22 protein-coding genes are annotated in these 22,592 nt (G+C 67.4%); 5 read left to right on the top strand and 17 right to left on the bottom strand.

The features are described 5' to 3' along the window. Positions 1-4 precede the first annotated feature (4 nt). Together RCP37_RS12180 and RCP37_RS12185 are read right to left on the bottom strand one after the other, a co-directional pair. Complete coding sequence (locus RCP37_RS12180; protein ID WP_308483371.1) at positions 5-877, bottom strand: dihydrodipicolinate synthase family protein; 873 nt, start codon at positions 875-877, stop codon at positions 5-7. 30 nt (positions 878-907) lie between these two features. Continuing rightward, the gene (locus RCP37_RS12185) at positions 908-1,693 is read right to left on the bottom strand and encodes an aldolase (protein ID WP_308483372.1); all 786 of its coding nucleotides are present in this window, start codon (positions 1,691-1,693) and stop codon (positions 908-910) included. Between the two features lie 83 nt (positions 1,694-1,776). On the opposite strand from RCP37_RS12185, the gene RCP37_RS12190 reads away from it, so the two are divergent. Further along, complete coding sequence (locus RCP37_RS12190; RefSeq protein WP_308483373.1) at positions 1,777-2,310, top strand: helix-turn-helix domain-containing protein; 534 nt, start codon at positions 1,777-1,779, stop codon at positions 2,308-2,310. Continuing rightward, entirely contained in the window at positions 2,307-2,648 is a 342-nt protein-coding gene (locus tag RCP37_RS12195; RefSeq protein ID WP_308483374.1) for a gamma-glutamylcyclotransferase family protein, read from the top strand. The genes RCP37_RS12190 and RCP37_RS12195 overlap by 4 nt, the downstream gene beginning before the upstream one ends. A 10-nt stretch (positions 2,649-2,658) precedes the next feature. On the opposite strand, the gene RCP37_RS12200 is transcribed toward RCP37_RS12195, so the two are convergent. The 3 genes from RCP37_RS12200 to RCP37_RS12210 form a co-directional block, all read right to left on the bottom strand. After that, positions 2,659-3,213: an Rv2576c family protein gene (locus RCP37_RS12200; protein ID WP_308483375.1), complete on the bottom strand. Its 555-nt coding sequence runs from the start codon at positions 3,211-3,213 to the stop codon at positions 2,659-2,661. Between the two features lie 74 nt (positions 3,214-3,287). Further along, complete coding sequence (gene hisS, locus RCP37_RS12205) at positions 3,288-4,553, bottom strand: histidine--tRNA ligase (RefSeq protein WP_308483376.1); 1,266 nt, start codon at positions 4,551-4,553, stop codon at positions 3,288-3,290. After that, positions 4,550-5,236, bottom strand: a complete 687-nt coding sequence (locus tag RCP37_RS12210) for an MBL fold metallo-hydrolase (RefSeq protein ID WP_308483377.1) — start codon at positions 5,234-5,236, stop codon at positions 4,550-4,552. Before RCP37_RS12210 ends, hisS begins: the two co-directional genes overlap by 4 nt. Before the next feature lie 109 nt (positions 5,237-5,345). Here RCP37_RS12210 and RCP37_RS12215 point away from each other — a divergent pair, with 109 nt between their 5' ends. Beyond that, entirely contained in the window at positions 5,346-6,242 is an 897-nt protein-coding gene (locus tag RCP37_RS12215; RefSeq protein ID WP_308483378.1) for a peptidylprolyl isomerase, read from the top strand. A 46-nt stretch (positions 6,243-6,288) separates the two neighbouring features. Here the strand turns inward: RCP37_RS12215 and RCP37_RS12220 are convergent, their stop codons facing one another. From RCP37_RS12220 to yajC, 7 genes are all read right to left on the bottom strand, one after another. Beyond that, complete coding sequence (locus RCP37_RS12220; protein WP_308483379.1) at positions 6,289-7,548, bottom strand: IS30 family transposase; 1,260 nt, start codon at positions 7,546-7,548, stop codon at positions 6,289-6,291. Positions 7,549-7,642: 94 nt separating this feature from the next. After that, positions 7,643-9,967, bottom strand: coding sequence for a RelA/SpoT family protein (locus RCP37_RS12225; protein ID WP_373693180.1), 2,325 nt, complete (start codon positions 9,965-9,967; stop codon positions 7,643-7,645). Between the two features lie 111 nt (positions 9,968-10,078). After that, entirely contained in the window at positions 10,079-10,621 is a 543-nt protein-coding gene (locus tag RCP37_RS12230) for an adenine phosphoribosyltransferase (RefSeq protein ID WP_308483380.1), read from the bottom strand. Beyond that, complete coding sequence (locus tag RCP37_RS12235; RefSeq protein ID WP_308483381.1) at positions 10,618-12,276, bottom strand: ABC transporter substrate-binding protein; 1,659 nt, start codon at positions 12,274-12,276, stop codon at positions 10,618-10,620. The genes RCP37_RS12230 and RCP37_RS12235 overlap by 4 nt, the downstream gene beginning before the upstream one ends. A gap of 6 nt (positions 12,277-12,282) precedes the next feature. Next, positions 12,283-13,593: a protein translocase subunit SecF gene (secF, locus tag RCP37_RS12240; protein ID WP_373693008.1), complete on the bottom strand. Its 1,311-nt coding sequence runs from the start codon at positions 13,591-13,593 to the stop codon at positions 12,283-12,285. Between the two features lie 4 nt (positions 13,594-13,597). Then, complete coding sequence (secD, locus tag RCP37_RS12245; protein ID WP_308483382.1) at positions 13,598-15,667, bottom strand: protein translocase subunit SecD; 2,070 nt, start codon at positions 15,665-15,667, stop codon at positions 13,598-13,600. A gap of 217 nt (positions 15,668-15,884) precedes the next feature. Beyond that, positions 15,885-16,193, bottom strand: coding sequence for a preprotein translocase subunit YajC (gene yajC, locus RCP37_RS12250; RefSeq protein WP_308483383.1), 309 nt, complete (start codon positions 16,191-16,193; stop codon positions 15,885-15,887). Positions 16,194-16,375: 182 nt separating this feature from the next. Between yajC and RCP37_RS12255 the strand changes: the two genes are divergently transcribed. Together RCP37_RS12255 and gabT are read left to right on the top strand one after the other, a co-directional pair. Continuing rightward, positions 16,376-16,696: a hypothetical protein gene (locus RCP37_RS12255; RefSeq protein WP_308483384.1), complete on the top strand. Its 321-nt coding sequence runs from the start codon at positions 16,376-16,378 to the stop codon at positions 16,694-16,696. Between the two features lie 39 nt (positions 16,697-16,735). Beyond that, a complete protein-coding gene (gene gabT / locus RCP37_RS12260) occupies positions 16,736-18,085 on the top strand; it encodes a 4-aminobutyrate--2-oxoglutarate transaminase (RefSeq protein ID WP_308487063.1) in 1,350 nt (449 codons plus the stop codon). A 6-nt stretch (positions 18,086-18,091) separates the two neighbouring features. Here gabT and ruvB read toward each other — a convergent pair whose 3' ends face one another. The 5 genes from ruvB to RCP37_RS12285 all read right to left on the bottom strand — a co-directional run bounded on the left by ruvB (position 18,092) and on the right by RCP37_RS12285 (position 22,591). Next, positions 18,092-19,144: a Holliday junction branch migration DNA helicase RuvB gene (ruvB, locus tag RCP37_RS12265; protein ID WP_308483385.1), complete on the bottom strand. Its 1,053-nt coding sequence runs from the start codon at positions 19,142-19,144 to the stop codon at positions 18,092-18,094. Continuing rightward, entirely contained in the window at positions 19,141-19,731 is a 591-nt protein-coding gene (ruvA, locus tag RCP37_RS12270; protein ID WP_308483386.1) for a Holliday junction branch migration protein RuvA, read from the bottom strand. The genes ruvB and ruvA overlap by 4 nt, the downstream gene beginning before the upstream one ends. Next, positions 19,728-20,285, bottom strand: coding sequence for a crossover junction endodeoxyribonuclease RuvC (gene ruvC, locus RCP37_RS12275; RefSeq protein WP_308483387.1), 558 nt, complete (start codon positions 20,283-20,285; stop codon positions 19,728-19,730). Before ruvC ends, ruvA begins: the two co-directional genes overlap by 4 nt. A gap of 105 nt (positions 20,286-20,390) precedes the next feature. Continuing rightward, a complete protein-coding gene (locus tag RCP37_RS12280) occupies positions 20,391-21,755 on the bottom strand; it encodes a DUF2252 domain-containing protein (RefSeq protein WP_308483388.1) in 1,365 nt (454 codons plus the stop codon). Between the two features lie 26 nt (positions 21,756-21,781). Continuing rightward, positions 21,782-22,591: a sulfotransferase family protein gene (locus tag RCP37_RS12285; RefSeq protein WP_308483389.1), complete on the bottom strand. Its 810-nt coding sequence runs from the start codon at positions 22,589-22,591 to the stop codon at positions 21,782-21,784. Position 22,592 lies beyond the last annotated feature (1 nt).

The raw sequence follows: 22,592 nt of genomic DNA on the forward strand, positions 1-22,592 counted from the left end.
TGGGTCAGCGCGAGAGCAGCTCGCGCAGCTCGGCCTGGCCCGCCTCGTCGAGCGGCAGCAGTGGGCGGCGCGGTTCTCCGGCCGGCACCCCGAGCATGTCCAGGCCGGCCTTGACCGTGGTGGGCAGCCCGCCGGCCACGATGAACTCCAGCAGCGGCTTGAGGTCGTCGTAGCAAGCCTGGGCCTTGTCCAGTTCACCGGCGGTGACCGCGGTGTAGAGGTCCAGGCAAGGCTGCGGACGTAGGTTGGGTGCCGCGGTGCACCAGCCGGCCGCCCCGGCACGCAGCGCATCGAGCACCAGCGGATTACTGCCGTTGAAGAATGGCAGGCGCCCGTCGGACAGCGTGGCGATCCGCAGCATCCGGCTCAGATCGCCGGTGGATTCCTTGACCATGGTGACGTGCTCGATGTCCTCGGACATGGCCACCAGCAGCTCCGGACTCATGTCGATCCCCGAGGTCGCCGGATTGTTGTAGGCCACGATATCGATGTCGATGGCGTCGGAGACGGCCGCGTAGTGCGCGATGATCTCGCGTTCGCACAGCTTCCAATACGACACCGGCGAGACCATCACCGCGTCGGCGCCGGCCTGCGCGGCATAGCGGGCGCGGCGCACGGTACGCGCAGTGGTCAGGTCTGAGACACCGACCAGCACCGGCACGCGCCCGGCGACCGCGGCGACCGACGCGTCGACGCAGGTGTCGAACTCGTCCTCATCGAGGTAGGCGAGCTCACCGGTGCTGCCCAGCGGGGCGATGGCGTGCACCCCGGCCTTGACGAGACGGTCGATGACGGTGGTCAGGACCGCGGTATCGATTCCGCCGTCGCGGAACGGCGTCACCGGGTAGCCGATGACTCCATATAACTGTGCTGCCACGTGGGACTCCTTGCTTATCGGGTGATCCCTCTACTGATTGATCACAGTGGGGTGGCCGGCCAGAGCCCGGCGGGCGTAGTAGGCGAAGTTGGCCTGGCTGCGGTTGGGCAGCAACGTCCAGTCGTGGGCTTCGCGGGCCAGCTTCTCCGGGAGTTCTTTGATGGTCCCGGCGGCCATGGCCGCCAGCTGCAGTGCGGCGGCCCGCTCGATCAGCACCGCCAGCGAACAGGCCTCCTCCACGCTGGCGCCGGCCACGATCTGGCCGTGGTGCGCCAGCAGGATCGCCTTCTTGTCCCCGATGGCCTCGGAGATGATCTCGCCCTCCTCGTTTCCGACCGGGACCCCCGGCCACAGCGGCAGGAAGGCGCAGTCGTCGTAGAGCGGCGTGGTGTCCATGTGCGAGACGATCAACGGGGTCTCCAGCATGGACAGTGCAGCGACATGAAACGGGTGGGTGTGCACGATGCACTGGACATCGGGACGGGCGCGATAGATCCAGCTGTGGAATCGGTTGGCGGGGTTGGCCATCCCCTCGCCCTCGATCACGTTGAGGTCTTCGTCGACGAGCAGAAGATTGGCGTCGGTGATCTCGTCGAATCCCAGGCCGAGCCGTTGGGTGTAATAGGTCCCGGGCGCCTCGGCACGGGCGGTGATCTGTCCGGCCAGGCCGGAGTCATGACCGCGGTCGGACAGCGCGCGGCAGGTCAGCGCCAGTTTCTGGCGCGTGGACCACTGACCTCCGGTGAAGTTCTCCGCGAAGCGTTGCTCCGCGCGATGCATCAGGTCGGATTTTGAATCGTCGAACGTGGTGCCCATGGCAGCTCCTCGGTGACGGAAGTGGATGACACGACCATATCCGATAGGACACTTTGTGTCATCTCCTGTGTCATGATGGACGCATGACGCAACTGCTGCGCGCCGTCCGCAAGCAGCGCGGCCTCACCCTCGAAGGCCTCGCCGAGCGGACCGGGCTGACCAAGAGCTACCTGTCCAAGATCGAACGCAGTCGCAGCACGCCGTCCATCGCGGTGGCCATCAAGGTGGCGCAGGCCCTGGACGTCGATGTGGCGCAACTGTTCTCCGAGCGCGGTGACGAGGACAAGATCGCCGTGGACCGGGCCGCGGACCGCAGCGAGGATCGGCAGCGTTACCGGGCAATGGCCGCCAATATGCTGGGAAAGTCAATGTCCCCGTTCGTCGTTCGCCCCACCGGCGACGCCAGTCGCGACGGTCATCCGGTTCATCAAGGCCAGGAGTTCGTGTTCGTGCACACCGGGACCGTTGAATTGGAGTACGGCGATACGACGTTGACGCTGGGCGCCGGTGACAGCGCCTACTTCGACGCCTCGATCAGCCACCGCCTGCGCTCGGTGGGCTCGGGGCCGGCCGAAGTCGTCGTAGTCGCCGCCGACGAAGCCGGCGGTGCGCAGTGAACACCGAGCTGCTGTTCTCCTACGGCACCCTGCAGCTACCGGAGGTGCAACGCAGCACGTTCGGGCGCGAACCCGATGGCCGGCCCGACGCGATCATCGGCTACGACCTGGACTACGTGACGATCACCGATCCCCACGTGGTGGCAGTCAGTGGCAGCGACCGTCATCCGATCCTGCGCCCGTCGGACGCACATGACGCCGCTGTCCCTGGCACGGTGTTTGCGATCAGCACCGCCGAACTGGCGGCCGCTGACGAGTACGAAGTCGACGCCTACCGGCGGATCTCGGTGCCACTGCGCTCAGGGGCGCAAGCCTGGGTGTACGTGTTCGCCGGCTGAGCCGGATCCGTCACCAGGGCCGGGTAGCGCAGGACACCCCACTGCCGCCCTGCTGCGACACCACCACTTCGCCGTCGACGGCGATCTCGCAGTGGAACTCCGGGTTGATCCGCAAGCCACCGCTTGCGGTGACCAGCGCCCACTGACTCGGATCGGCCAGCGTGGTGGTGTAGACCACCGGCGCTCCCCCGCCGATCGGCACCCGAACCGTCTCGAGGTACTCCGAGGAGTTGGCGTTGTAGGCGGCCATGCTGGGCGGGTCGGTCTTGATGTAGGAGATGTTGCCGGTCAGGTCGCTGGTGGCGGTGATGGTGTAGGTGACCTCGTGGCCGCCGGTCGCGCTCTTCTTCGGGGCGTCGGCCGACGGTTCGGTCGCGTTCTCCGTTGCGGTGGGCGTCGGCGAGGGTGCCGCATTCTCGGTGGGCGATGCCGCCGGGCTCTCAGTCGGCGATGCTGGGCTGGTCTCGGGGTCTGCAAGTGACGTCGCATGGCTGGCTGCCACGCCGGCGGCGGCCATCAGCAGCACCGTCCCGAACTTGACTGTCACGTTCCGCATGATCGTCATACCGCGCCACGCTACCGGAGGGCCGGCTCCGACGAGGGCCAGCAGCTGCCCCTCATGCCACACCGGCCCGACTATCAGGCGTCGCTCAACCGCGTGCGTACCTCGGCGACAACATCGTCGATCGGCACATCGACCTGCTCCCCGGTGGCCAAGTTCTTGACGCCGACGGTGCCTGACTCCAGGTCGCGGTCCCCGGCGACCAGGGCGATGACGGCCCCGGAACGGTCGGCGGCACGCATCGCGCCCTTGAGGCCGCGGTCCCCGTAAGCCAGGTCCACGCGCACCCCGGCGGCCCGCAACTGTGCGGCGATAACGGCCAGCCGCAGCTTGGCCGTCTCGGAAAGGCCCACCCCGAACACGTCGCATCGGCTGGTCTGCCCCACCGTCTTGCCCTCGGCGGCCAGCGCGAGCAGGGTGCGGTCCACGCCGAGACCGAAGCCGATCCCGGACAGGTCCTGGCCACCGAGCTGACGCATAAGCCCGTCGTAGCGGCCTCCGCCACCGATCCCGGACTGCGCGCCCAACCCGTCGTGCACGAATTCGAAGGTGGTTTTGGTGTAGTAGTCCAGGCCGCGCACCATCCGCGGGTTCACCACGTACGGGACCCCGAGCGCATCCAGGTGTGCCAACACGGTGTCGAAGTGCGTCCGGGCGGCTTCGGAGAGGTGGTCGAGCATCACCGGGGCGTCGGCGGTCATCTCACGCACGTGCGGACGCTTGTCGTCGAGCACCCGCAGTGGATTGAGCTGCGCGCGCTGGCGGGTCTCCTCGTCAAGGTCGAGCCCGAAGAGGAACTGCTGCAGCAACTCTCGATAGGCGGGGCGGCAGGTGTCGTCGCCCAAGGAGGTGATCTCCAGCCGGAAGCCGTCCAGGCCCAGGGAACGGAAGCCCGCATCGGCGACCGCGATCACCTCGGCGTCCAGGGCGGGATCGTCCACCCCGATCGCCTCGACCCCGACTTGTTGCAGCTGCCGATAACGGCCGGCCTGCGGGCGCTCGTAACGGAAGAACGGCCCCGAATAGCAAAGCTTGGCCGGCAACTGACCGCGGTCCAGCCCATGCTCGATCACCGCGCGCATCACGCCTGCGGTGCCCTCGGGCCGCAGGGTGACCGAACGGTCGCCGCGATCGGCAAACGTGTACATCTCCTTGGAGACCACGTCGGTGGACTCTCCCACCCCGCGTGCGAACAGTGCGGTGTCCTCGAAGATCGGCAGCTCGATGTCGCCGTAACCGGCGCGGCGAGCGACCGTCAGCAGTCCATCGCGGACCGCAACGAAGCCGGCCGAGGCCGGAGGGACATAATCGGGCACCCCTTTGGGTGCGACAAACGTGCTCACGCACTGAGCCCTTCTAGGAACGGGTTGTAACGGCGCTCCGCGCCGATGGTGGTCTTGGGTCCGTGGCCGGGTAGCACCACGGTCGCGTCGTCGAGGCAGAGCAGTTTGTCGACGATCGAGGTCAGCAGGTCCCGGCCACTACCCCCGGGCAGGTCGGTGCGGCCAACCGAGTTCTGAAACAGGGTGTCCCCGCTGAAGACGAGGCCGGCCACTGCATTCTCGAAACCCTCGACCCGGAAGACCACCGAACCGCGGGTGTGGCCGGGTGTGTGGTCGACGGTGACCGTGGTGTCGCCCAAGCCGATCTTGTCTCCGTCGCGATCCAGTTCGATCAGCTGCTTGGGCTCAGAGAACATCGCCTTGCTCAATACCCCGAACAACGCCTGCCCCGGGACGGTGCCCAGTGAGCGCAGCGGGTCGGTGAGCATGAATCGGTCCTCGGGGTGAATGTAGGTGGGACAGCCGTAGGTGTCGGAGACCTTCTGCGCCGACCAGATGTGGTCGATGTGGCCGTGCGTGAGCAGCACCGCCGACGGCGTCAGCCGATTCTCGTCAAGCACCCGCCGCAGCCGGGCCATCGCGCGCTGGCCGGGGTCGACAACGATCGCGTCCGAGCCCTGCCGTTGCGCCAACACGTAACAGTTGCACGCCAGCATTCCAGCGGGGAATCCGGTGACCAACACGCCGACCAGTTTCCCATTGCACGCCGGGTCGGCGGTGACGCGGGCGGCGCAGGCCCGCTCTGGCAGACTTGAGGCCCGACTCAGTCAGCGAGCCAGGAGGTTACCGCCGGTGCCCACGAACTCAGAGCGGCGTGCCGCCGCCAAGCGCAATCTGGACCAACAGGTGCAGCAGCGTGCCGAGGCAGCCCGCAAGCAGCGCCGGTCACTGATGATCGTCGGCGCCGTGGCGGCAGTGTTGCTGATCGCCGGGGTGGTGTTCGTGGTGCTGCGCGACAACGATCCGGGCAATGTCAACGCGAGCGGTTCGTCGGCTTCGAACACATCGGAGTCCGCGGACTCCTCCGACGCTTCCGGGGCGCCGGCCGCCAGCGCCGGGCAGCTGCCGAAGTTCACCGCATCGCCTCAGTTGGGCGCCGACTGCCAGTACCCGAAGGCGCGGCCGGCCACCAAGGCCGTCGAGCCGCCGCGGTCCGGCAAAGTCCCGACCGACCCGGCCGAGGTCAGCGTCTCGATGATGACCGACCAGGGCCCCATCGGGTTGATGCTCAACAACGGCCAATCCCCTTGCACCGTCAACAGCTTCATCAGCCTGGCCGCCAAGGACTTTTTCTCCGGCACCCAGTGCCACCGGCTGACCACCTCGCCAATGCTCAGCGTGCTGCAATGCGGGGATCCCGCCGGCGACGGCACCGGCGGCCCGGGCTACGAGTTCGACAACGAGTACCCCACCGACCAGTACTCCCCCGGTGACCCCGCCGCCCAGCGGCCGGTCACCTACCCGCGCGGCACGGTGGCGATGGCCAATGCCGGACCCGGCACCAACGGCAGCCAGTTCTTCCTGGTCTACAAGGATTCGATGCTGCCGCCGCAGTACACGGTATTCGGCAAGATCCAAGACGACGGCCTGGCCACCCTGGACAAGATCGCCGCGGCCGGTGTGCAGGGCGGCGGCGAGGACGGCTCGCCGGTCACCAAGGTGACCGTCAAATCGGTGCGCGCCGACTAGCACTGCCATTGAGATTGCGTCCAGGGCTGTTCCTGTCGAGGCGGATTCATGGTTTGGTTGCAACAGTGGTTTCTGTCGGGGGTGACAGTAGTCGCTTGAGGACTTGGGCGGGGCTGTCCCAGTCGAAGCGTTTGCGGGGTCGTCCGTTGAGTTCGGCGGCGACTTCGGCGAGGTAGTCGGCGGAGTGCACTGACAGGTCGGTGCCCTTCGGGAAATATTGGCGCAGTAGCCCGTTGGTGTTTTCGTTGCTGCCGCGCTGCCATGGTGAGTGCGGGTCGCAGAAGTAGATGTCGATGTCGGCTTCGAAGCTGATACGGGCATGGTGATGCATTTCGCTGCCTTGGTCCCAGGTCAGGGACCGACGTAGGGCTTCAGGCAGGGTTTTGATCGCAGCGATCATCGCCTCGGCCACCGTTTCGGGGTCGCGACGTGCCGGCAGATGCAGCAACTGGACGAATCCGGTGGAGCGCTCCACGAGGGTGCCGATCTGGGAGGCCTGGTTCTTGCCGATGATCAAGTCGCCTTCCCAATGGCCGGGGACGGCACGGTCGGCGGCCTCGGCGGGACGTTGGCTGATATTGACCATGCCCGCAATCCGGCCCTGCGAGGTGGGGCGGCCGGTACGTGCACGGGGTTTGCGCAGCGCTCGCCCGGTGCGCAGGCACTGAGTCAGCTCACGGCGCAGCTCGCCGCGTCCTTGCACGTAGAGCGCCTTGTAGATGGTCTCGTGGGACACCTGCATCTCCGGGCGGTCAGGGTAGGTCTTGGCCAACAGCCCAGCGATCTGCTGCGGGCTGTATTTCATGACCAACAACGCTTGCACCTCCTCGCGCAGCGCCCGGTGGCGGGCCAGCTTTCCCGCTTTGGGGCGCCGCGCCCGTTCTTCGCTGCGGCGTTGCGCGATCCGTGCCGAATAGCCGGACTTGGCATCCCAGCCCGCTCGGCGAGCACCGAACCGGTACTTCGCTCGGTAACGACCTGGCGCGGTACGGCACCGGCCATTGGCGTGGATCTCGCGCATGATCGTCGACGGAGCCCGGTTGAGCCGGCCGGCGATTGAACGGATCGACTCCCCGCCAGCGGTGCCGATCATGATCTGTTCACGGTCGTCCGGTGACAGTCGCGGTCGTTTGCGTCCCTGCGGATCCTGCATTCGTGGGTTCACACCACCGAATCTGCGGAACCATTTACCGCCACAGGTCACCGACACGCCGACCAACAGAGCAGCGTCTGACGACGAGCATCCCGCAGCGATCAAATCCCAGAACCGACGCTGCACCGACAACACCTGCGGTTGACCAGTCATCAACACCCCCAACTACGAAGTGTTGCAACCACCCCCTGAGCCCAGGCGAGAAATCGCAACCCTGGATGCAATCTCAACGCAACGGGCACCCGCGTCAGGCCGCCGACGTCACTCGGTAGACGTCGTAGACGCCCTCGACGTTGCGGACCACGTTGAGCAGGTGGCCAAGGTGCTTCGGGTCGCCCATCTCGAAGGTGAACCGGCTGATCGCCACCCGGTCTCGTGAGGTGGTGACCGAGGCCGACAAGATGTTGACCTTCTCGTCGGCGAGCACCTTGGTGATGTCCGACAGCAGCCGGTGGCGATCCAGTGCCTCGACCTGAATGGCGACAAGGAACACCGACGACGGCGACGGCGCCCACTTGACCTCGATGATCCGCTCGTCCTGCTGGCGCAGCGCGTCGGCATTGGTGCAGTCGGTGCGGTGTACCGAGACCCCGCCGCCGCGGGTGACGAAACCCATGATCTCGTCGCCGGGCACCGGGGTGCAGCACTTGGCCAGTTTGGTCAACACCCCGGTGGCGCCGGGAACGGCGACGCCGACGTCGTCGGTGTGGCGTTCGCGGCGCGGGATGGTCAGCGGCGTGGAGCGCTCGGCCAGGTCGTCCTCGGCCTGGTCCACCCCGCCGAGCTGGGCCACCAACCGTTGCACGACGTGATGGGCCGAGATGTGATTCTCGCCGACGGCGGTGTAGAGCGCGGACACATCGCTGTAGTGCAGTTCGCGGGCCACCGCCGCCATCGACTCGCCGTTGACCAGTCGTTGCAGCGGCAATCCGGCCCGGCGCACCTCGCGGGCCATCGCGTCCTTGCCGGACTCCAGGGCCTCCTCGCGGCGCTCCTTGGCGAACCACTGCCGGATCTTGGCCTTGGCTCGCGGCGACACCACGAACTGTTGCCAGTCCCGCGACGGCCCGGCGTTCTGCGCTTTCGAGGTGAAAACCTCGACCACTTCCCCGTTTTCGAGCTTGCGCTCCAGCGCCACCAGCCGGCCGTTGACCCGGGCACCGATACATCGGTGCCCGACCTCGGTGTGCACGGCGTAGGCGAAGTCCACGGGCGTGGAACCGGTGGGCAAAGTGATCACGTCGCCCTTGGGCGTGAACACGAAGATCTCTTTGACGGCCAGGTCGTAACGCAGCGACTCGAGGAATTCGCCCGGATCGGCGGCCTCTCGCTGCCAGTCCAACAGCTGGCGCATCCAGGCCATGTCGTCGATCTCTGCGGCGGTGCCCAGGTGCGGAACACCGTTGCGGCCCTTGGCCTCTTTGTAGCGCCAGTGCGCGGCGATGCCGTACTCGGCGGTGCGGTGCATCTCCCGGGTGCGGATCTGGATCTCCAGCGGTTTGCCCTCTGGACCGATCACCGTGGTGTGCAGCGATTGGTAGACCCCGTAGCGAGGCTGAGCGATGTAGTCCTTGAACCTGCCGGCCATCGGCTGCCACAGCGAGTGCACGACACCGACCGCCGCGTAGCAGTCCCGGATCTCATCGCACAGGATCCGCAGTCCCACCAGGTCGTAGATGTCGTCGAAGTCGCGCCCGCGCACGATCATCTTCTGATAGATCGACCAGTAGTGCTTGGGTCGGCCTTCGACGGTGGCGGTGATCTTCGACTTCGCCAGGGTGTTGACGATCTCGGCGCGCACCTTGGCCAGGTAGGTATCGCGTGACGGGGCGCGGTCGGCCACCAGCCGCACGATCTCCTCGTAGCGTTTGGGGTGCAGGATCGCGAACGACAGGTCCTCGAGCTCCCACTTCACCGTGGCCATACCCAGCCGATGTGCTAGCGGCGCAATGACTTCCAGCGTCTCGCGTGCCTTGCGGGCCTGCTTCTCGGGTGCCAGGAAGCGGATGGTGCGCATGTTGTGCAGCCGGTCGGCGACCTTGATCACCAGCACCCGCGGGTCGCGCGCCATCGCGATGACCATCTTGCGGATGGTCTCGGCCTCGGCCGCGGTGCCCAGCACCACCTTGTCCAGCTTGGTCACCCCGTCGACCAGATGAGCGACCTCGTCACCGAATTCGGCGGCCAGCGCGGCCAGCGTGTACCCGGTGTCCTCGACGGTGTCGTGCAACAGCGCGGCCACCAACGTGATGGTGTCCATGCCCAACTCGGCCAGGATGGTGGCAACAGCCACCGGGTGGGTGATGTAGGGATCTCCCGAATGGCGCAGCTGGGTGGCGTGGCGCTGCTCGGCAACCTCATAGGCTCGTTGCAGCAGCGCCAGATTGGCTTTCGGGTAGTACTGCCGGTGCACCGCCACCAGCGGCTCGAGCACCGGGCTCAATGCCCCACGTTGGGCGGTGATGCGCCGGGCAATCCGGGCCCGGACCCGCCGCGACGCGCTGGTCGGGACCTTCAGCAGGTCGGTGCGCTCGGAGGGCGAGTCCTGGGCGACCGCCTCAGACACCGTCACCGGCTGGCCGGCGTCAGCGCTGTACCGCTCGGGGCCTGAGCCCTGCTCGGAGCCCTGCGCTATGCCTTGTTCAGGGCCCACTGTGCTCACCTCCGACCACAAGAATATCGACTAAATCAGGTGCAGGCTGTGCAGCTGCAATGGCGCCACAGCGGCGCGTCCGCCCAGTCCCGCCAGCTCCAGCACCACCGCCGCCGCAACCACCTCGGCTCCTGCCCTATCCAACAATCGCCGTGTTGCGGCCAGGGTACCGCCGGTGGCCAGCACGTCGTCGAGGATTACCACCCGGCGCCCGGCCACGTCGATTCCGTCGGCCGGAATCTCCAGTACGGCAGTTCCATATTCGAGCTGATAGCGCTCCGAGAGCACCGGCGGCGGCAGCTTGCCGCCCTTGCGGACTGCCAGCGCGCCCACCCCGAGCCGGTCAGCGACCGCCCCGGCCAGCAGAAATCCACGTGCGTCGATGCCGGCCACCAGATCAGCGCCGGCAGCAACGCGAGCCAGCGCCTCGGTGACCGCGGCCAGTCCGGCGGCGTCGGCGAAGACCGGTGTCAGGTCTTTGAACGCGATTCCCGGGGTGGGAAAGTCCGCCACCTCGCGCATCAACGCCGCGATGACCTGACCGGCGCCTGCTGCAGGCCCGGCTTGGTTCACTGTTGTAACTCCCAGCGGTCCATATTCCAGCCCGCGCCCCACCGGGTGGGGTTGGCAGCGACACCATAGGTCTTCTTCGACGACAGCAGGGTGCGCTGCTGTCGATACAGCGGCAGCGTCGGCATGTCGGCCCACAGCACCGGAGCGCTCTCGGCGAGCAGCCGGACCATCTCGGCGGGGTCGGCGGTGACGGCCAGCGCGGACACAACGCCGTCGATCTGATCGTTGTGATAGCCGGACAGGTTGTTTCCGTTGCCGCTGAACAACTCGTAGGCGTCCACTACTGACGATCCGCTCGACCCGCTGCCGGTGGAGCCGCCGGTGCTGGCGAGCAACACGTCGATCTGCCCCTCCCGCAGTGCCAGCGGGCCGATGGCGTCGGTGGCCACTTCGGTGACGGTGATGCCGGCGGGTGCACACGAGCTCGTGATCGCCCCGATGACCGCGGCCAGCCGGGTGTTGGGACCGCGGTAGCCGATGCGCACCGTCAGCGGTTTGCCGCCTAGCGCGTCGCGGGCCGCGTCGGGGTTTGCCCGGGCGAACTGTTCGGCCTCGGGCACGTTCTCGGCCTGGTCGAACGCGTCGTCCATGGCGGTGTTGAGCCGGGAGTTGACCACCGGTACACCCGCGTCGCGGGCGATGATGTCACGCGGGGTGCACAAGGCCACCGCCCGGCGTGCGGGAGTCTCCGACAGCGGGCCGGACGGAGCGAAGATGAGCTGCTCGATGCCGCCCGAGGGGCTGTCGCTGCTCTGGTAGTCATCGGGGGTGATCAGCGACCCGGCGGATCCGGTCGCCACGTCGACGACTTCGATGACGCGTTTGTTGACCCGGTCGGCGACGTCGGCGGTCTGCGGCCACACCGTGATCCGTTTGGTGACCGGCTTGGCGCCCCACCACAGGTCGTTGGCCACCAGCACGACGGCGCCGCCTTCGAGCACCGAGTCGATCTTGTAGGGCCCCGACGACGGAAAGTACCGCAGGTCAGCGCCGCGGTCGAGCTGCCAGGTGGTGTTCCAGGCCTGCGCGACTTTGCCGATGACCTCGTCGGCGGGCCCGAGTCTGCCCAGCACGGAGTCGGTGATGTTCACACCGAGCTTCTCGCTGATGACGTGCGACGGCATCATCGAGGTCGCGGTGAACAGTTCCTCGTAGTCGACGATGTTGCGGTCGGCGAAGAACGACACCCGGGCCTTCTTGGCACCGGACTGGCACTCAATGTTCTCGATGTCGAGGTAGCCGGCTCGGCTTGCGGCGTCGAAGCCCGGGAAGCGGCCGGACTGGGCCGCCCACGCGAGCACCAGGTCGTCACAGGTGATGGGTTTGCCGTCGGAGTACACCGCGGCGTCGGCGATCTGATAGTCCAGCACCAGCGGGGCGCGGCCCACCACGGAGATGCTGCCGAAGTCGTGATCGGTGACGATCTGGCCGTCCGGCCCGTGGTAGCCGAAGCCGATCAGGGTCCGCGAGAACGCCTGGGGCCCGGCCGACGCCGCACCGGCCACGGTCGTGCTGTTGTAGGTGGTCAGACCGCCGTCGACGGCGTAGTCGATCTGATCGACGGTTGCGCTCGTGCACGCCGGCACCGACCAGACGCCGAGGCTGGTGGCGAGCGCCACCACCCACGTCGCAGCGTGCCGACAGCGGGCCGCCATCGCCGGTTACCGGCCGGCGCCTGGCTTGCCGGTCGGACCCTGGCTGCGCCGGCTGGTGGGGCGGACCGGCTTTGCACCGGGCGCCGGGGTGCCCGCCGTGGCCACCGTGGCCTCGTCTGTGTCGGCACCGATGTCTTCGGCGTCGTCCAAGGCCTCGGTACCGGCTGCTGCCGGCTTGGAACCGGTCGTGGCGTTGCGCCGCCGCATCACCCGGCGGGTGTGGTTCTGCACCAGTTGGGTGCGTTCCCGCAGCGTGACCAGCAGCGGGGTGGCCAGGTAGATCGACGAATAGGTGCCGACGACAACACCGACCAGCTGCACCAGCGCAAGGTCCTGCAGCGTTCCCACACCCAACAGCCACACGGCGACCACCATCAGCGAGATGATTGGCAATGCCGAGATCAGACTGGTGTTGATCGAGCGCATGAAGGTCTGGTTGATGGCCAGGTTGGCTTGTTCGGCGTAGGTGTAGCGGGTTTTGTGCTCGAAGCCGCTGGTGTTCTCCTCGACCTTGTCGAACACGATGACGGTGTCGTAGATGGAGAACCCGAGAATGGTCAACAGGCCGATGACGGTGGCCGGTGTGACCTCGAATCCGACCAATGAATACACCCCGGCGGTCACGAGAATGTCGAAGACCATCGAGATCATCGCCGAGATGGTCATGAACCACTCGTAGCGCACCGTGATGTACAGCGACGCCAACAGCAGGAACACCACTAGGGCGATAACGGCCTTCTTGGTGATCTGCCCGCCCCAGGTCTCCGACACCGCGGAGTCACTGATCGCCTGCTTGCTCGCCTCACCGTTGGGCCCGACCGGCTGGAAGGCGTCGAACAGGTCGTCGCGCAGCTTCTCGGTCTGCTCGTTGCTGAGCGTCTCGGCACGAATCTGCACCGTCGCCGAGTTGCCGTTGCCGACCACGACCACCGACTCGGGGTTGTTGCCGACGCTCTTGCGGAACACCTCTTCGACCTGGGTGACGCTGGTGTCGCCGCGCGGGAACGACACCTTGGTGCCGCCGGCGAAGTCGATACCGAAGGTGAAGCCTCGCACCAGGATGCTGACGATCGCGATCGCGACCATGGCGCCGCTGATCGCGTACCACATCCGCCGCTTACCGATGACCTCGAATGCGCCGGTGCCGGTGTAGAGCCGCGACAGGAAACCGTGCTGCGGCGCCTTGGTGGATCCAGCGGTCTTGCGGGGCTTTGCCTCCACGGCCGTCCGGCTCTTGGTGGCCTCGGCGGCTGCCGTGTCGTTCTTCGCGGACTTGGTCGCGCGCTTGGTGCCGCTACTGGTGCTCGGTTTGGCCATCTGGCTATCCCTGTTCCGTCGACTGGGCGGTTACCCGCGTGCGCGCTTTGGCTCCGGACTTGCCGCCGGTTGCGCCTCCTGATTTGGCGACCGCCCGCCGCTCCCGTGCGACCTGCTGAACCGCGCCGAGGCCGTTGTAGGACGGCTTGGCCAGCGTCGGCGACTTGGACGCCAGGTAGACCAGTGGCCAGGTCACCAGGAACACCACCACCAGGTCCAGGATCGTGGTCAGCCCCAGGGTGAACGCGAAGCCCTTCACCTGGCCGACCGCCAGGAAGTAGAGCACCGCCGCCGCCAGGAAGGTGACCGCGTTGCCGGACACGATTGTCTTGCGTGCGCGCGTCCACCCGCGTGGCACCGCCGAGCGGAACGATCGGCCCTCGCGGATCTCGTCCTTGATGCGCTCGAAGAACACCACGAAAGAGTCTGCGGTGGTGCCGATACCGATGATCAGACCGGCGATACCGGCCAGGTCGAGCGTGTAGTTGATGTAGCGGCCCAGCAATATCAGGATCGCGTACACCATGGCCCCCGCCACCACCAGCGAGAGCGCAGTCAGCACGCCGAGTACGCGGTAGTAGAGCAGCGAGTAGATCAGCACTAGGGCCAGACCGATCGCACCGGCGATCAGGCCCGCCTTCAACGAGGTCATTCCCAGTGTGGCCGAGACGGTTTCGGCTTCGGAGGCCTCAAACGACAGCGGCAGCGACCCGTACTTCAAGACGTTGGCCAGCTGACGCGCGCCATCCTGGGTGAATCCCGGCGAGCCCCCCGTGATCTGGGTGCGGCCACCGGGGATGGCCTCCTGGATCTGCGGCGCGCTGACCACCTGCGAGTCCAATGTGAAGGCCGTCTGGGTGCCGATGTGGGCCGCGGTGAAGTCGGCCCAGGTGTCGGCTGCCGCACTCTTGAACTGCACCTGGACGATGTTGGCGCCGCTGCGCTGATCCATACCGGAGCTGGCATCGGCGATCTGGTCACCGCTGATGATCGACGGCGCCAGCAGGTATGCGGTCTGGTGGTCCTGCGAGCAGGTCACCAACGGCAGGTCCGGGTCATCGTTGCCGGCAAGGATGTCTTCCTTGTCGCACCGGCCGGCCTGGATCTGCAGGGCCAAGGCCTGCACAACCTTGTTGTCGCTCTGCCGCAACCGCTTCTCGGCGGCGATACGGGCCGCCAGTCCCTGGGCCTGATCACCCTGGCCGGGCAGACCCGGCATACCGGGAAGCCCAGGCAAGGCGGGCATTTGCGCACCGGGAACCGCCGGCGACTCGGGTGCCGTGGGCGCCGGAACGGTCGAGGTGCTGGGCGTGGCAGTCTCGCTGGTGCTTTCGGAGCCGGGACTCGAAGACGTGGTCCCCGGCGTCGGGGTCGGCTCCTGCGGGAAAGGCCGCGGCTGGGCCGGCGGCGTCAGCGGCTGCTGCGGAAGCGACGCGCCGTTCCCGCCGCCGAACAGGCCTTGCCCGCCCGCGCCGAAGCCCGGGGGCAGCCCAGGCGCTCCACCGCCGGCGCCCGGAGGCAGACCGGGAACACCGCCGCCACCGAGACCCGGAGGCAGACCGGGAACACCACCACCGCCGAGACCGGGAGGCAGACCGGGAACACCACCACCGGCGCCGGGCGGCAAGCCCGGGACGCCGGGCATACCGCCACCGCCGAGGCCGGGCATCCGGCCGGCTGCCTGAGCTTCCTGCACCGAGACACCGTTGATCACCGGCCGGATGTAGAGCCGGGCCGTCTGGCCGAGGGTGCGGGCCTCATTGCCGTCGCTGCCCGGCACCGTGATGACCAGGTTGTTGCCGTCGATGATGACCTCAGAGCCCGACACACCGAGTCCGTTGACCCGGGCGCTGATGATCTGTTGCGCCTGGTTGAGCGCGTCACGGGTCGGCGTGGAGCCGTCCGGGGTGCGCGCGGTGAGCGTCACGCGGGTGCCGCCCTGCAGGTCGATACCGAGTTTAGGTTCGGCCAGCTTGTTTCCGGTCAGGAATACCAGCAGGTAGACACCGATGAGCAATGCCAGGAACACCGCCAGGTTGCGGGCAGGGTGCACCGGCGCCGAAGGCGATGCCACGTTGTTGAGTCTCCTTCGCTCATTGCGCAATGCGCTCTCGTGATCGTCGGGGCTGGCCCATGCTCGGGCCGCCCGCAGCGATCAGTACCACTGCACCCGCAAAAGGGTACGTGCCCGGCTGGCCGGGATGATCGTTGGGCGGACGTTCCGCGCGTCGGGCGTGTCAGCCGGCCAGCCGGATGGCGGCGACCTGCCACACCCGAGTGGCGGAGAGCTGTTAGGCGCCCTCGATGGCCTCTTCGACTGCGGCCTCGGCCGTCAACTCCTCCGGCTCGATCTTGTCGCGCACGGCCAGCTTCATCCAGGTGGTCACCACACCCGGCGCGATCTCCAGGTCGACGTCGTCGTCGGTGATGCGGGTGATGGTGCCCTGCAGCCCCGACGTGGTGTGCACCCGGTCGCCCACCTGCAGCGATTCGTGCAGGTCGATGGTGGCCTGCATCGCGCGCTTCTGCCGCCGCGAGGCGAAGAACATAAAGGCGCCCATGACAAGGAGCAGCGGCAGGAAGGCAACCATGTTTTCCATGACGACAACCGATCTTTCGACTTGTTCGAATGATTCTTTGGCACCGGACCACCTGAGGCGTGGCGGGCCACTGTGATGACAACAGTGTGCCACTGTGTCCGGCGACCGCGCGTCGGTACCGCCGTCCACCCCCTAGGCTGTCGGTGACAGGGGGGTCAGGATTCTTGAGGGAAGGTTGGCCGATGAAAAACTTTGCGTGTGGTCTGGCGACCGCAGTTGCCCTGGCAGCGGCTCCCCTGGCGCTGGGAGCGATCGCCATGCCCGCCATCGGATCGGCAGAGCCGCTGGCCTGCCCGGGCGGTCAGTACTGGGAGCCCAGCACCAACTCCTGCATGCCGCTCGGACAGGGCCCGACCCCGCTGGCCTGCCCGGGCGGTCAGTACTGGGAGCCCAGCACCAATACCTGCATGCCGCTCGGACAGGGCCCGACCCCGCTGGACTGCCCGCCCGGTGAATATTGGCAGCCCTTCGGGAACGCATGCCGGCCACTCGGCCAGATCTAAGCCGCGGAAAGCACCGCTAAGGAGGCCCGCCCCATGTCAGTGCCGCCGCTGCTGCAGAGCCGACACCTGGCCACCGAGATCCCCGGGCCCGGCTCGGTGCAGCTGGCGCGCCGGCGAGCGAAGGCCGTGCCACGTGGGGTGGGCAGCACGCTGCCGGTGTACGCGCTGCGGGCCGGCGGCGGCATCGTGGAAGACGTCGACGGCAACCGGCTGATCGACCTGGGCTCGGGCATCGCGGTGACCACGGTGGGCAACGCCGCGCCTCGCGTGGTGGAAGCGGTACAGCAGCAGGTGGCCGAGTTCACCCACACCTGTTTCATGGTGACGCCCTACGAGGGGTATGTGGCCGTAGCCGAAGCCCTGAACCGGATCACTCCGGGTGAATTCGAGAAGCGTTCCGTGCTGCTCAACTCCGGCGCCGAAGCGTTGGAGAACGCCGTCAAGATCGCCCGGTCCTACACCCGCAAGACCGCGGTGGCGGCGTTCGACCACGGCTACCACGGCCGCACCAACCTGACGATGGCGTTGACCGCCAAGTCGATGCCGTACAAGAGCGGATTCGGTCCGTTCGCACCCGACATCTACCGCGCACCGGCGTCCTATCCCTACCGCGATGGGCTGGTCGACAAAGAGCTGGGCAGCGACGGGGAACGGGCCGCCGAGCGGGCCATCGGCGTCCTGGAGAACCAGATCGGCGCCCACAACCTGGCTGCGCTGGTCATCGAACCGATCCAAGGCGAGGGCGGCTTCATCGTCCCGGCTCCGGGTTTTCTGCCGGCGCTGCTGGCCTGGTGCCGCGATAACGACGTGGTGTTCATCGCCGACGAGGTGCAGACGGGTTTCGCCCGCACCGGGGCGATGTTCGCCTGTGATCATGAAGGCCCGGCAGGGCTGGCACCGGATCTGATCTGTACCGCCAAAGGAATCGGCGGGGGCCTGCCGTTGGCGGCCGTCACCGGCCGGGCCGACATCATGGACGCCCCGCACGTGAGCGGGCTGGGCGGCACCTTCGGCGGCAACCCGGTGGCCTGCGCCGCAGCGCTGGGAGCGTTGGCCGCCGTCGAGGCCGACGATCTGGTGGGCCGGGCCCGGCAGATGGAGCGGCTGATCTTCGAACGGCTTGGCCGGTTGCAGGCCGACGACGATCGGATCGGCGATGTCCGCGGCCGCGGCGCCATGATCGCCGTCGAGTTGGTGCAGCCGGACACAAGCGCACCGGACCCGACCCTGACCGCCGCACTGGCGGCAGCGTGTCATCAGGCGGGTGTGATCGTGTTGACCTGTGGAACCTTCGGCAATGTGGTGCGGCTGTTGCCGCCGTTGACCATCAGCGACGCCCTGCTGTCGGAGGGTTTGGACGTGCTGGCCGCCGAGCTGGCCAAGCTCTAGTCCGACCTACTCGAACAACCCCTGTTGCCCCAGTCCCCCGGCGCCAGGCGGGGGCACCATGCCCAGATGCGTCCATGCTGCCGGAGTCGCGACGCGACCCCGCGGGGTACGCGCGACCATCCCGGCACGCACCAGGAACGGCTCGCAGACCTCTTCGACGGTGGCAGCTTCCTCCCCCACGGCAACCGCCAGGGTGGAGACCCCGACCGGCCCACCGCCGAAGCTTCGGGTCAGTGCGGACAGCACCGCGCGGTCCAGCCGGTCCAGGCCCAATTCGTCGACGTCGTAGACCGCCAGCGCGGCTTTGGCCACGTCGCGGGTGATCACCCCGTCGGCGCGCACCTCGGCGTAGTCACGTACCCGGCGCAGCAGCCGGTTGGCGATCCGCGGTGTGCCACGGGAGCGCCGCGCGACCTCGGCTGCGGCCTCGGCGCCCAGTTCGATCCGGAGGATCTTCGCCGAGCGTGCCAGCACGCGCTGCAGTTCGGGCGGCTCGTAGAAATCCATGTGGGCCGTGAACCCGAACCGGTCGCGTAGCGGGCCGGTCAGCGCACCGGATCTGGTCGTCGCACCGACCAGGGTGAACGGCGCCACCTCCAGCGGAATCGAGGTGGCCCCGGGCCCTTTGCCGACGACAACGTCAACGCGGAAGTCCTCCATCGCCAGGTACAGCATCTCCTCGGCCGGTCGGGCGATGCGGTGGATCTCGTCGATGAACAGCACGTCGTGTTCGACCAAGTTCGACAGCATCGCGGCGAGATCACCGGCACGTTCCAGCGCCGGTCCGGAGGTCACCCGCAACGAGCTGCCCAATTCACTGGCGATGATCATTGCCAGCGACGTCTTGCCTAGCCCGGGCGGTCCGGACAGCAAGATGTGATCCGGTGTGCCGCCACGGTTCTTGGCGCCCTCGAGCACCAGCTGCAACTGCTCGCGTACCCGCGGCTGGCCGATGAACTCGGCCAGGCTGCGCGGGCGCAGACCCGCGTCGATGTCGCCCTCGCCGACGGTCAGCGCCGGGGAGACCTCGCGGTCTTCGGGATCGCCGGATTGGCTCACTTGGTCTTCCCCAGCCGGCTCAGCGCGGTCCGCAGCACTTCGGAGGTAGTCGCGTCGGGAGCGTCGGCCAGGACCTTATCGGTGGTCTCTTCGGCCTGCTTGGCGGCAAAGCCGAGCCCGATCAGGGCTTCGATCACCGGAGCGCGCACGGCATGACCGCTGAACACGGCGCCGTCGGACGCGGCCACCGCACCGATCTTGTCGCGCAGCTCCAGCACCAGCCGCTCGGCACCGCGCTTGCCGATCCCGGGCACCCGGGTCAATGCCGTGACGTCCCCGTCGCCGAGCGCCCGGCGCAGGGTGGCCGCGTCGTAGACCGCCAGGGTTGCGAGGGCGATCTTGGGTCCAATACCCGAGACCCCGATCAGCGTGAGGAACAGATCGCGTGCATCGCCGTCCGGGAACCCGTAGAGCGTCATGGAGTCTTCGCGCACGATCATCGCGGTGATCAGACGGGATTCGCTGCCGCGGCGCAGCGTCGACAGGGTCGCCGGCGTGGCCATCAGCTTGTAGCCCACCCCGGCCGCCTCGACCACGGCGTGGTCCAGTGCGATGTCGATGACCTCGCCACGTACCGACGCGATCATGCTCGGGCCGCCTTGAGCTTGGCGGCGTACTTGCGTCGCTGCTCGGCGGCCAGCGCCTCGGCGGCGGCCATCCGGGCGATCATCGGGGCCCGCCAGCAGTGACAGATCGCCAGCGCCAGCGCATCCGCGGCGTCGGCGGGAGTCGGCTTTTGCTGCAGCCCGAGAATTCGGGTGATCATCGTGGTCACCTGCGCCTTGTCAGCCGAACCGTTGCCGGTCACCGCGGCTTTGACCTCGCTGGGGGTGTGGAAGTGCACGGTGATGCCGCGTCGGGCAGCCTGCAGCGCGATCACCCCGCCGGCCTGCGCGGTGCCCATCACCGTGGAAACGTTCTGCTGGGAGAACACCCGCTCGATCGCGATGACGTCGGGGTGGTGAGTGTCGAGCCAGTGCTCGGCGGTGTTACTGATGGTCAGCAGCCGCTCCGGCAGCGGCTGATCGGCCGGGGTGCGCACCACATCGACATCCAAAGCGGTGACCTGACGGCCCTGCCCGCCTTCGACCACTGACAGCCCGCACCGCGTCAGCCCAGGGTCGACGCCCATCACCCGCATCGGAATCCTCTCCAGTACCGAACAACTGTTCGACAGTCTAGTGGGGTCCGACGACACCGATGGGGCGCGACACGCGGCGTCCACGCGCTCTCCCCGGCCCGGTCATCAGGCGGTGGAGATGCGGCCACTGCGCGCCGCAGCCCGCAGCGCCTCGTAGTCGTGGTTGTTCTGTTCGGCATACGCCATGGCGAACCGGGTCAGCGCACGGTCGGCGTTATCCCCCTTGCCGAGATAGGCCGCAATCGCGACCCGGTCGCCAGAACGGCTGTGCGCCCGGGCAAGTGCGTGCCCGCACGCCTGCACGTAGGCGGTAAGAACCTTGGGCCGCATCGACTCGACGTCGGCGGACCCCTTCATGTCCCACAGTTGGCGCACGTAGTAGTCGCCGTGGTGACCGTCGGGACCGATCGCGTGCAGCCAGCCCAGCAGGACGTCGCTGGTGGCCTGCATCAGCCGCTGCCCCGCCACAACGCGCTCCCCAGCGTTGGCGTATCGGCTGCGCTTGAGGTGGGGTTCCAACACTGAGGGGCGAGCCTCCTTGACCTGCATGAGCAGCGGGTCTCCGCTGCCGACGCCCTCAAACAGCACGATCCACGTTCGGGTTCCGACGCTGCCGACACCGACCACTTTGCGGGCCACCTCCATGTAGCGGTAGCGCCGTGCGAGCACCCTCCGGTCGTCGGGAAGGCTGGAAACGTAGTCCTTGATCAGCTTCCGCATGTACTTGTTGTAGAGCTGCGCCACACCGTCACTGACCAAGTCACCTGCCGGCACGATCAGGGGCGGATCGCTGATCAGTCGCAGGCGCCCGTCTTGCGACCGGGTGAGTTTGTCGACGGCCTGCTGCCGGCCGCGGGACAAGGCACCGACTGCGGTACGCCGGATCGCCTTGGCGTAGACCGGCGCTACGGCGGCCAGTAGTTCGGAGTCGATGACCGACTGCGCGTACCACACGTCGAGCTCACCGAGCCTGGCCAGTTCGCGCATCTGATTGCGGTAAGCCTCGGCGCAGGCCGATACGACCGATTCCTGCTTGGCAGGGCGCAGTCCCCTGCTGCGGCAGAGGACTGCGGCACTGGCCACCAACCGTTTGACGTCCCACTCCCACGGTCCGGGCAGCGTCTCATCGAAATCGTTGAGATCGAACATCAGCTGCCGTTCCGGGGAGGCGAACATCCCGAAGTTCGACAGGTGCGCGTCCCCACACAGCTGCGCCTGTAATCCGGTGTGCGGGTCGGCAGCGAGATCGGAGGCCATGATCACCGCCGAGCCCCTGAAAAACGCATACGGGGATGCCAACATGCGGGCGTAGCGGATCGGTACCAACTCGGGAACCCGGGACTTGGATTGAGATTCCAGCAGCGCTACCGGGTCCGCGCGTCGCGACGACGGCTCGTAGTCCCCGAGTGCGGATCGCGGAAGCACCTTCCGCTGGGACCTGCCGTACTCCTGGCGTTCCCTCGCCGACACGGCGTCAGTCTAGAGCCGTTGGCCGGCTAAATCACCCGCAAACCGGCGGGCACTGCGCCGGGGTCGCGCCAGAACGCGTCGTTGATGAACCGGTTGAACAGGTCCGGCGGCAGTATCGTCTCTCGCGGCTTGGCCCGGACCTCGCCGTGCACGGTGTGCAGGCCCGGCGTGCCGGCTCGTTCGTCGAAATCGGTTACGTCATAGTCGACATGAGCGAAGTCGTGTTCGAACATCGGCTGGCCGATGAAGTCGTAGATGGCACGCATGGTGAACGCCGGATCGGTGGTCAGCGTCTCATACTGCACCACCAAAAGTCGGTCGCGCTCCGCGCCAAAACAGGCCTGTTTGAGCATGTCGTATGGGGCCCCGATCATTCCGTCCTGCGCCACAATCGCGTTGGCGCGGGTGTAAACCGTGCCGCCGGGGTTGAAGCCGAAGATGGACGAGGGGGTGAATACGTTGCGCTGAACCAACCGTTCGATGCTGTCGACCACCCACGGCAACTCGCGCACGCAGGCGATGATCTTGGCGCTCGGGAACAACCGCGAAACCGCGGGCATCCAGCCGCACCACCCTCGGTTGGTATCGAAGACCACCTCAGCGTCGCAATCGGTATAGAAGCTGTCGAACAGGCCGCGCAGAATCCGTTCCCGCTTGGCGTCGTCGATGAACACCGAGTACTCGTTGCGGGCGCTCATCTCACCGAGCAGGGCGCCGAACAACCCCGCCAGCGGGCCCGACATCCCGGCCTCGAAGCGCGGATTCTGCCGCAGCAACGCGGCCAGCAGGGTCGAACCTGAGCGCGGCAGACCGGAGATGAAGTGAATCGTCGACAAC

The sequence above is a fragment of the Mycolicibacter sp. MU0102 genome, assembly GCF_963378105.1.
Lineage (GTDB): Bacteria > Actinomycetota > Actinomycetes > Mycobacteriales > Mycobacteriaceae > Mycobacterium > Mycobacterium holstebronense.

Excerpts from the sequence above, each read along its gene's own strand:
- RCP37_RS12190 (WP_308483373.1), top strand. The coding sequence starts at position 1,777 with ATGACGCAACTGCTGCGCGCCGTCCGCAAGCAGCGCGGCCTCACCCTC.
- RCP37_RS12255 (WP_308483384.1), top strand. The coding sequence starts at position 16,376 with ATGAAAAACTTTGCGTGTGGTCTGGCGACCGCAGTTGCCCTGGCAGCG.
- RCP37_RS12220 (WP_308483379.1), bottom strand. The coding sequence starts at position 7,548 with ATGACTGGTCAACCGCAGGTGTTGTCGGTGCAGCGTCGGTTCTGGGAT.
- RCP37_RS12235 (WP_308483381.1), bottom strand. The coding sequence starts at position 12,276 with ATGGCGGCCCGCTGTCGGCACGCTGCGACGTGGGTGGTGGCGCTCGCC.
- secF (WP_373693008.1), bottom strand. The coding sequence starts at position 13,593 with ATGGCCAAACCGAGCACCAGTAGCGGCACCAAGCGCGCGACCAAGTCC.
- RCP37_RS12200 (WP_308483375.1), bottom strand. The coding sequence starts at position 3,213 with ATGACGATCATGCGGAACGTGACAGTCAAGTTCGGGACGGTGCTGCTG.
- ruvC (WP_308483387.1), bottom strand. The coding sequence starts at position 20,285 with ATGCGGGTGATGGGCGTCGACCCTGGGCTGACGCGGTGCGGGCTGTCA.
- yajC (WP_308483383.1), bottom strand. The coding sequence starts at position 16,193 with ATGGAAAACATGGTTGCCTTCCTGCCGCTGCTCCTTGTCATGGGCGCC.
- ruvA (WP_308483386.1), bottom strand. The coding sequence starts at position 19,731 with ATGATCGCGTCGGTACGTGGCGAGGTCATCGACATCGCACTGGACCAC.
- RCP37_RS12185 (WP_308483372.1), bottom strand. The coding sequence starts at position 1,693 with ATGGGCACCACGTTCGACGATTCAAAATCCGACCTGATGCATCGCGCG.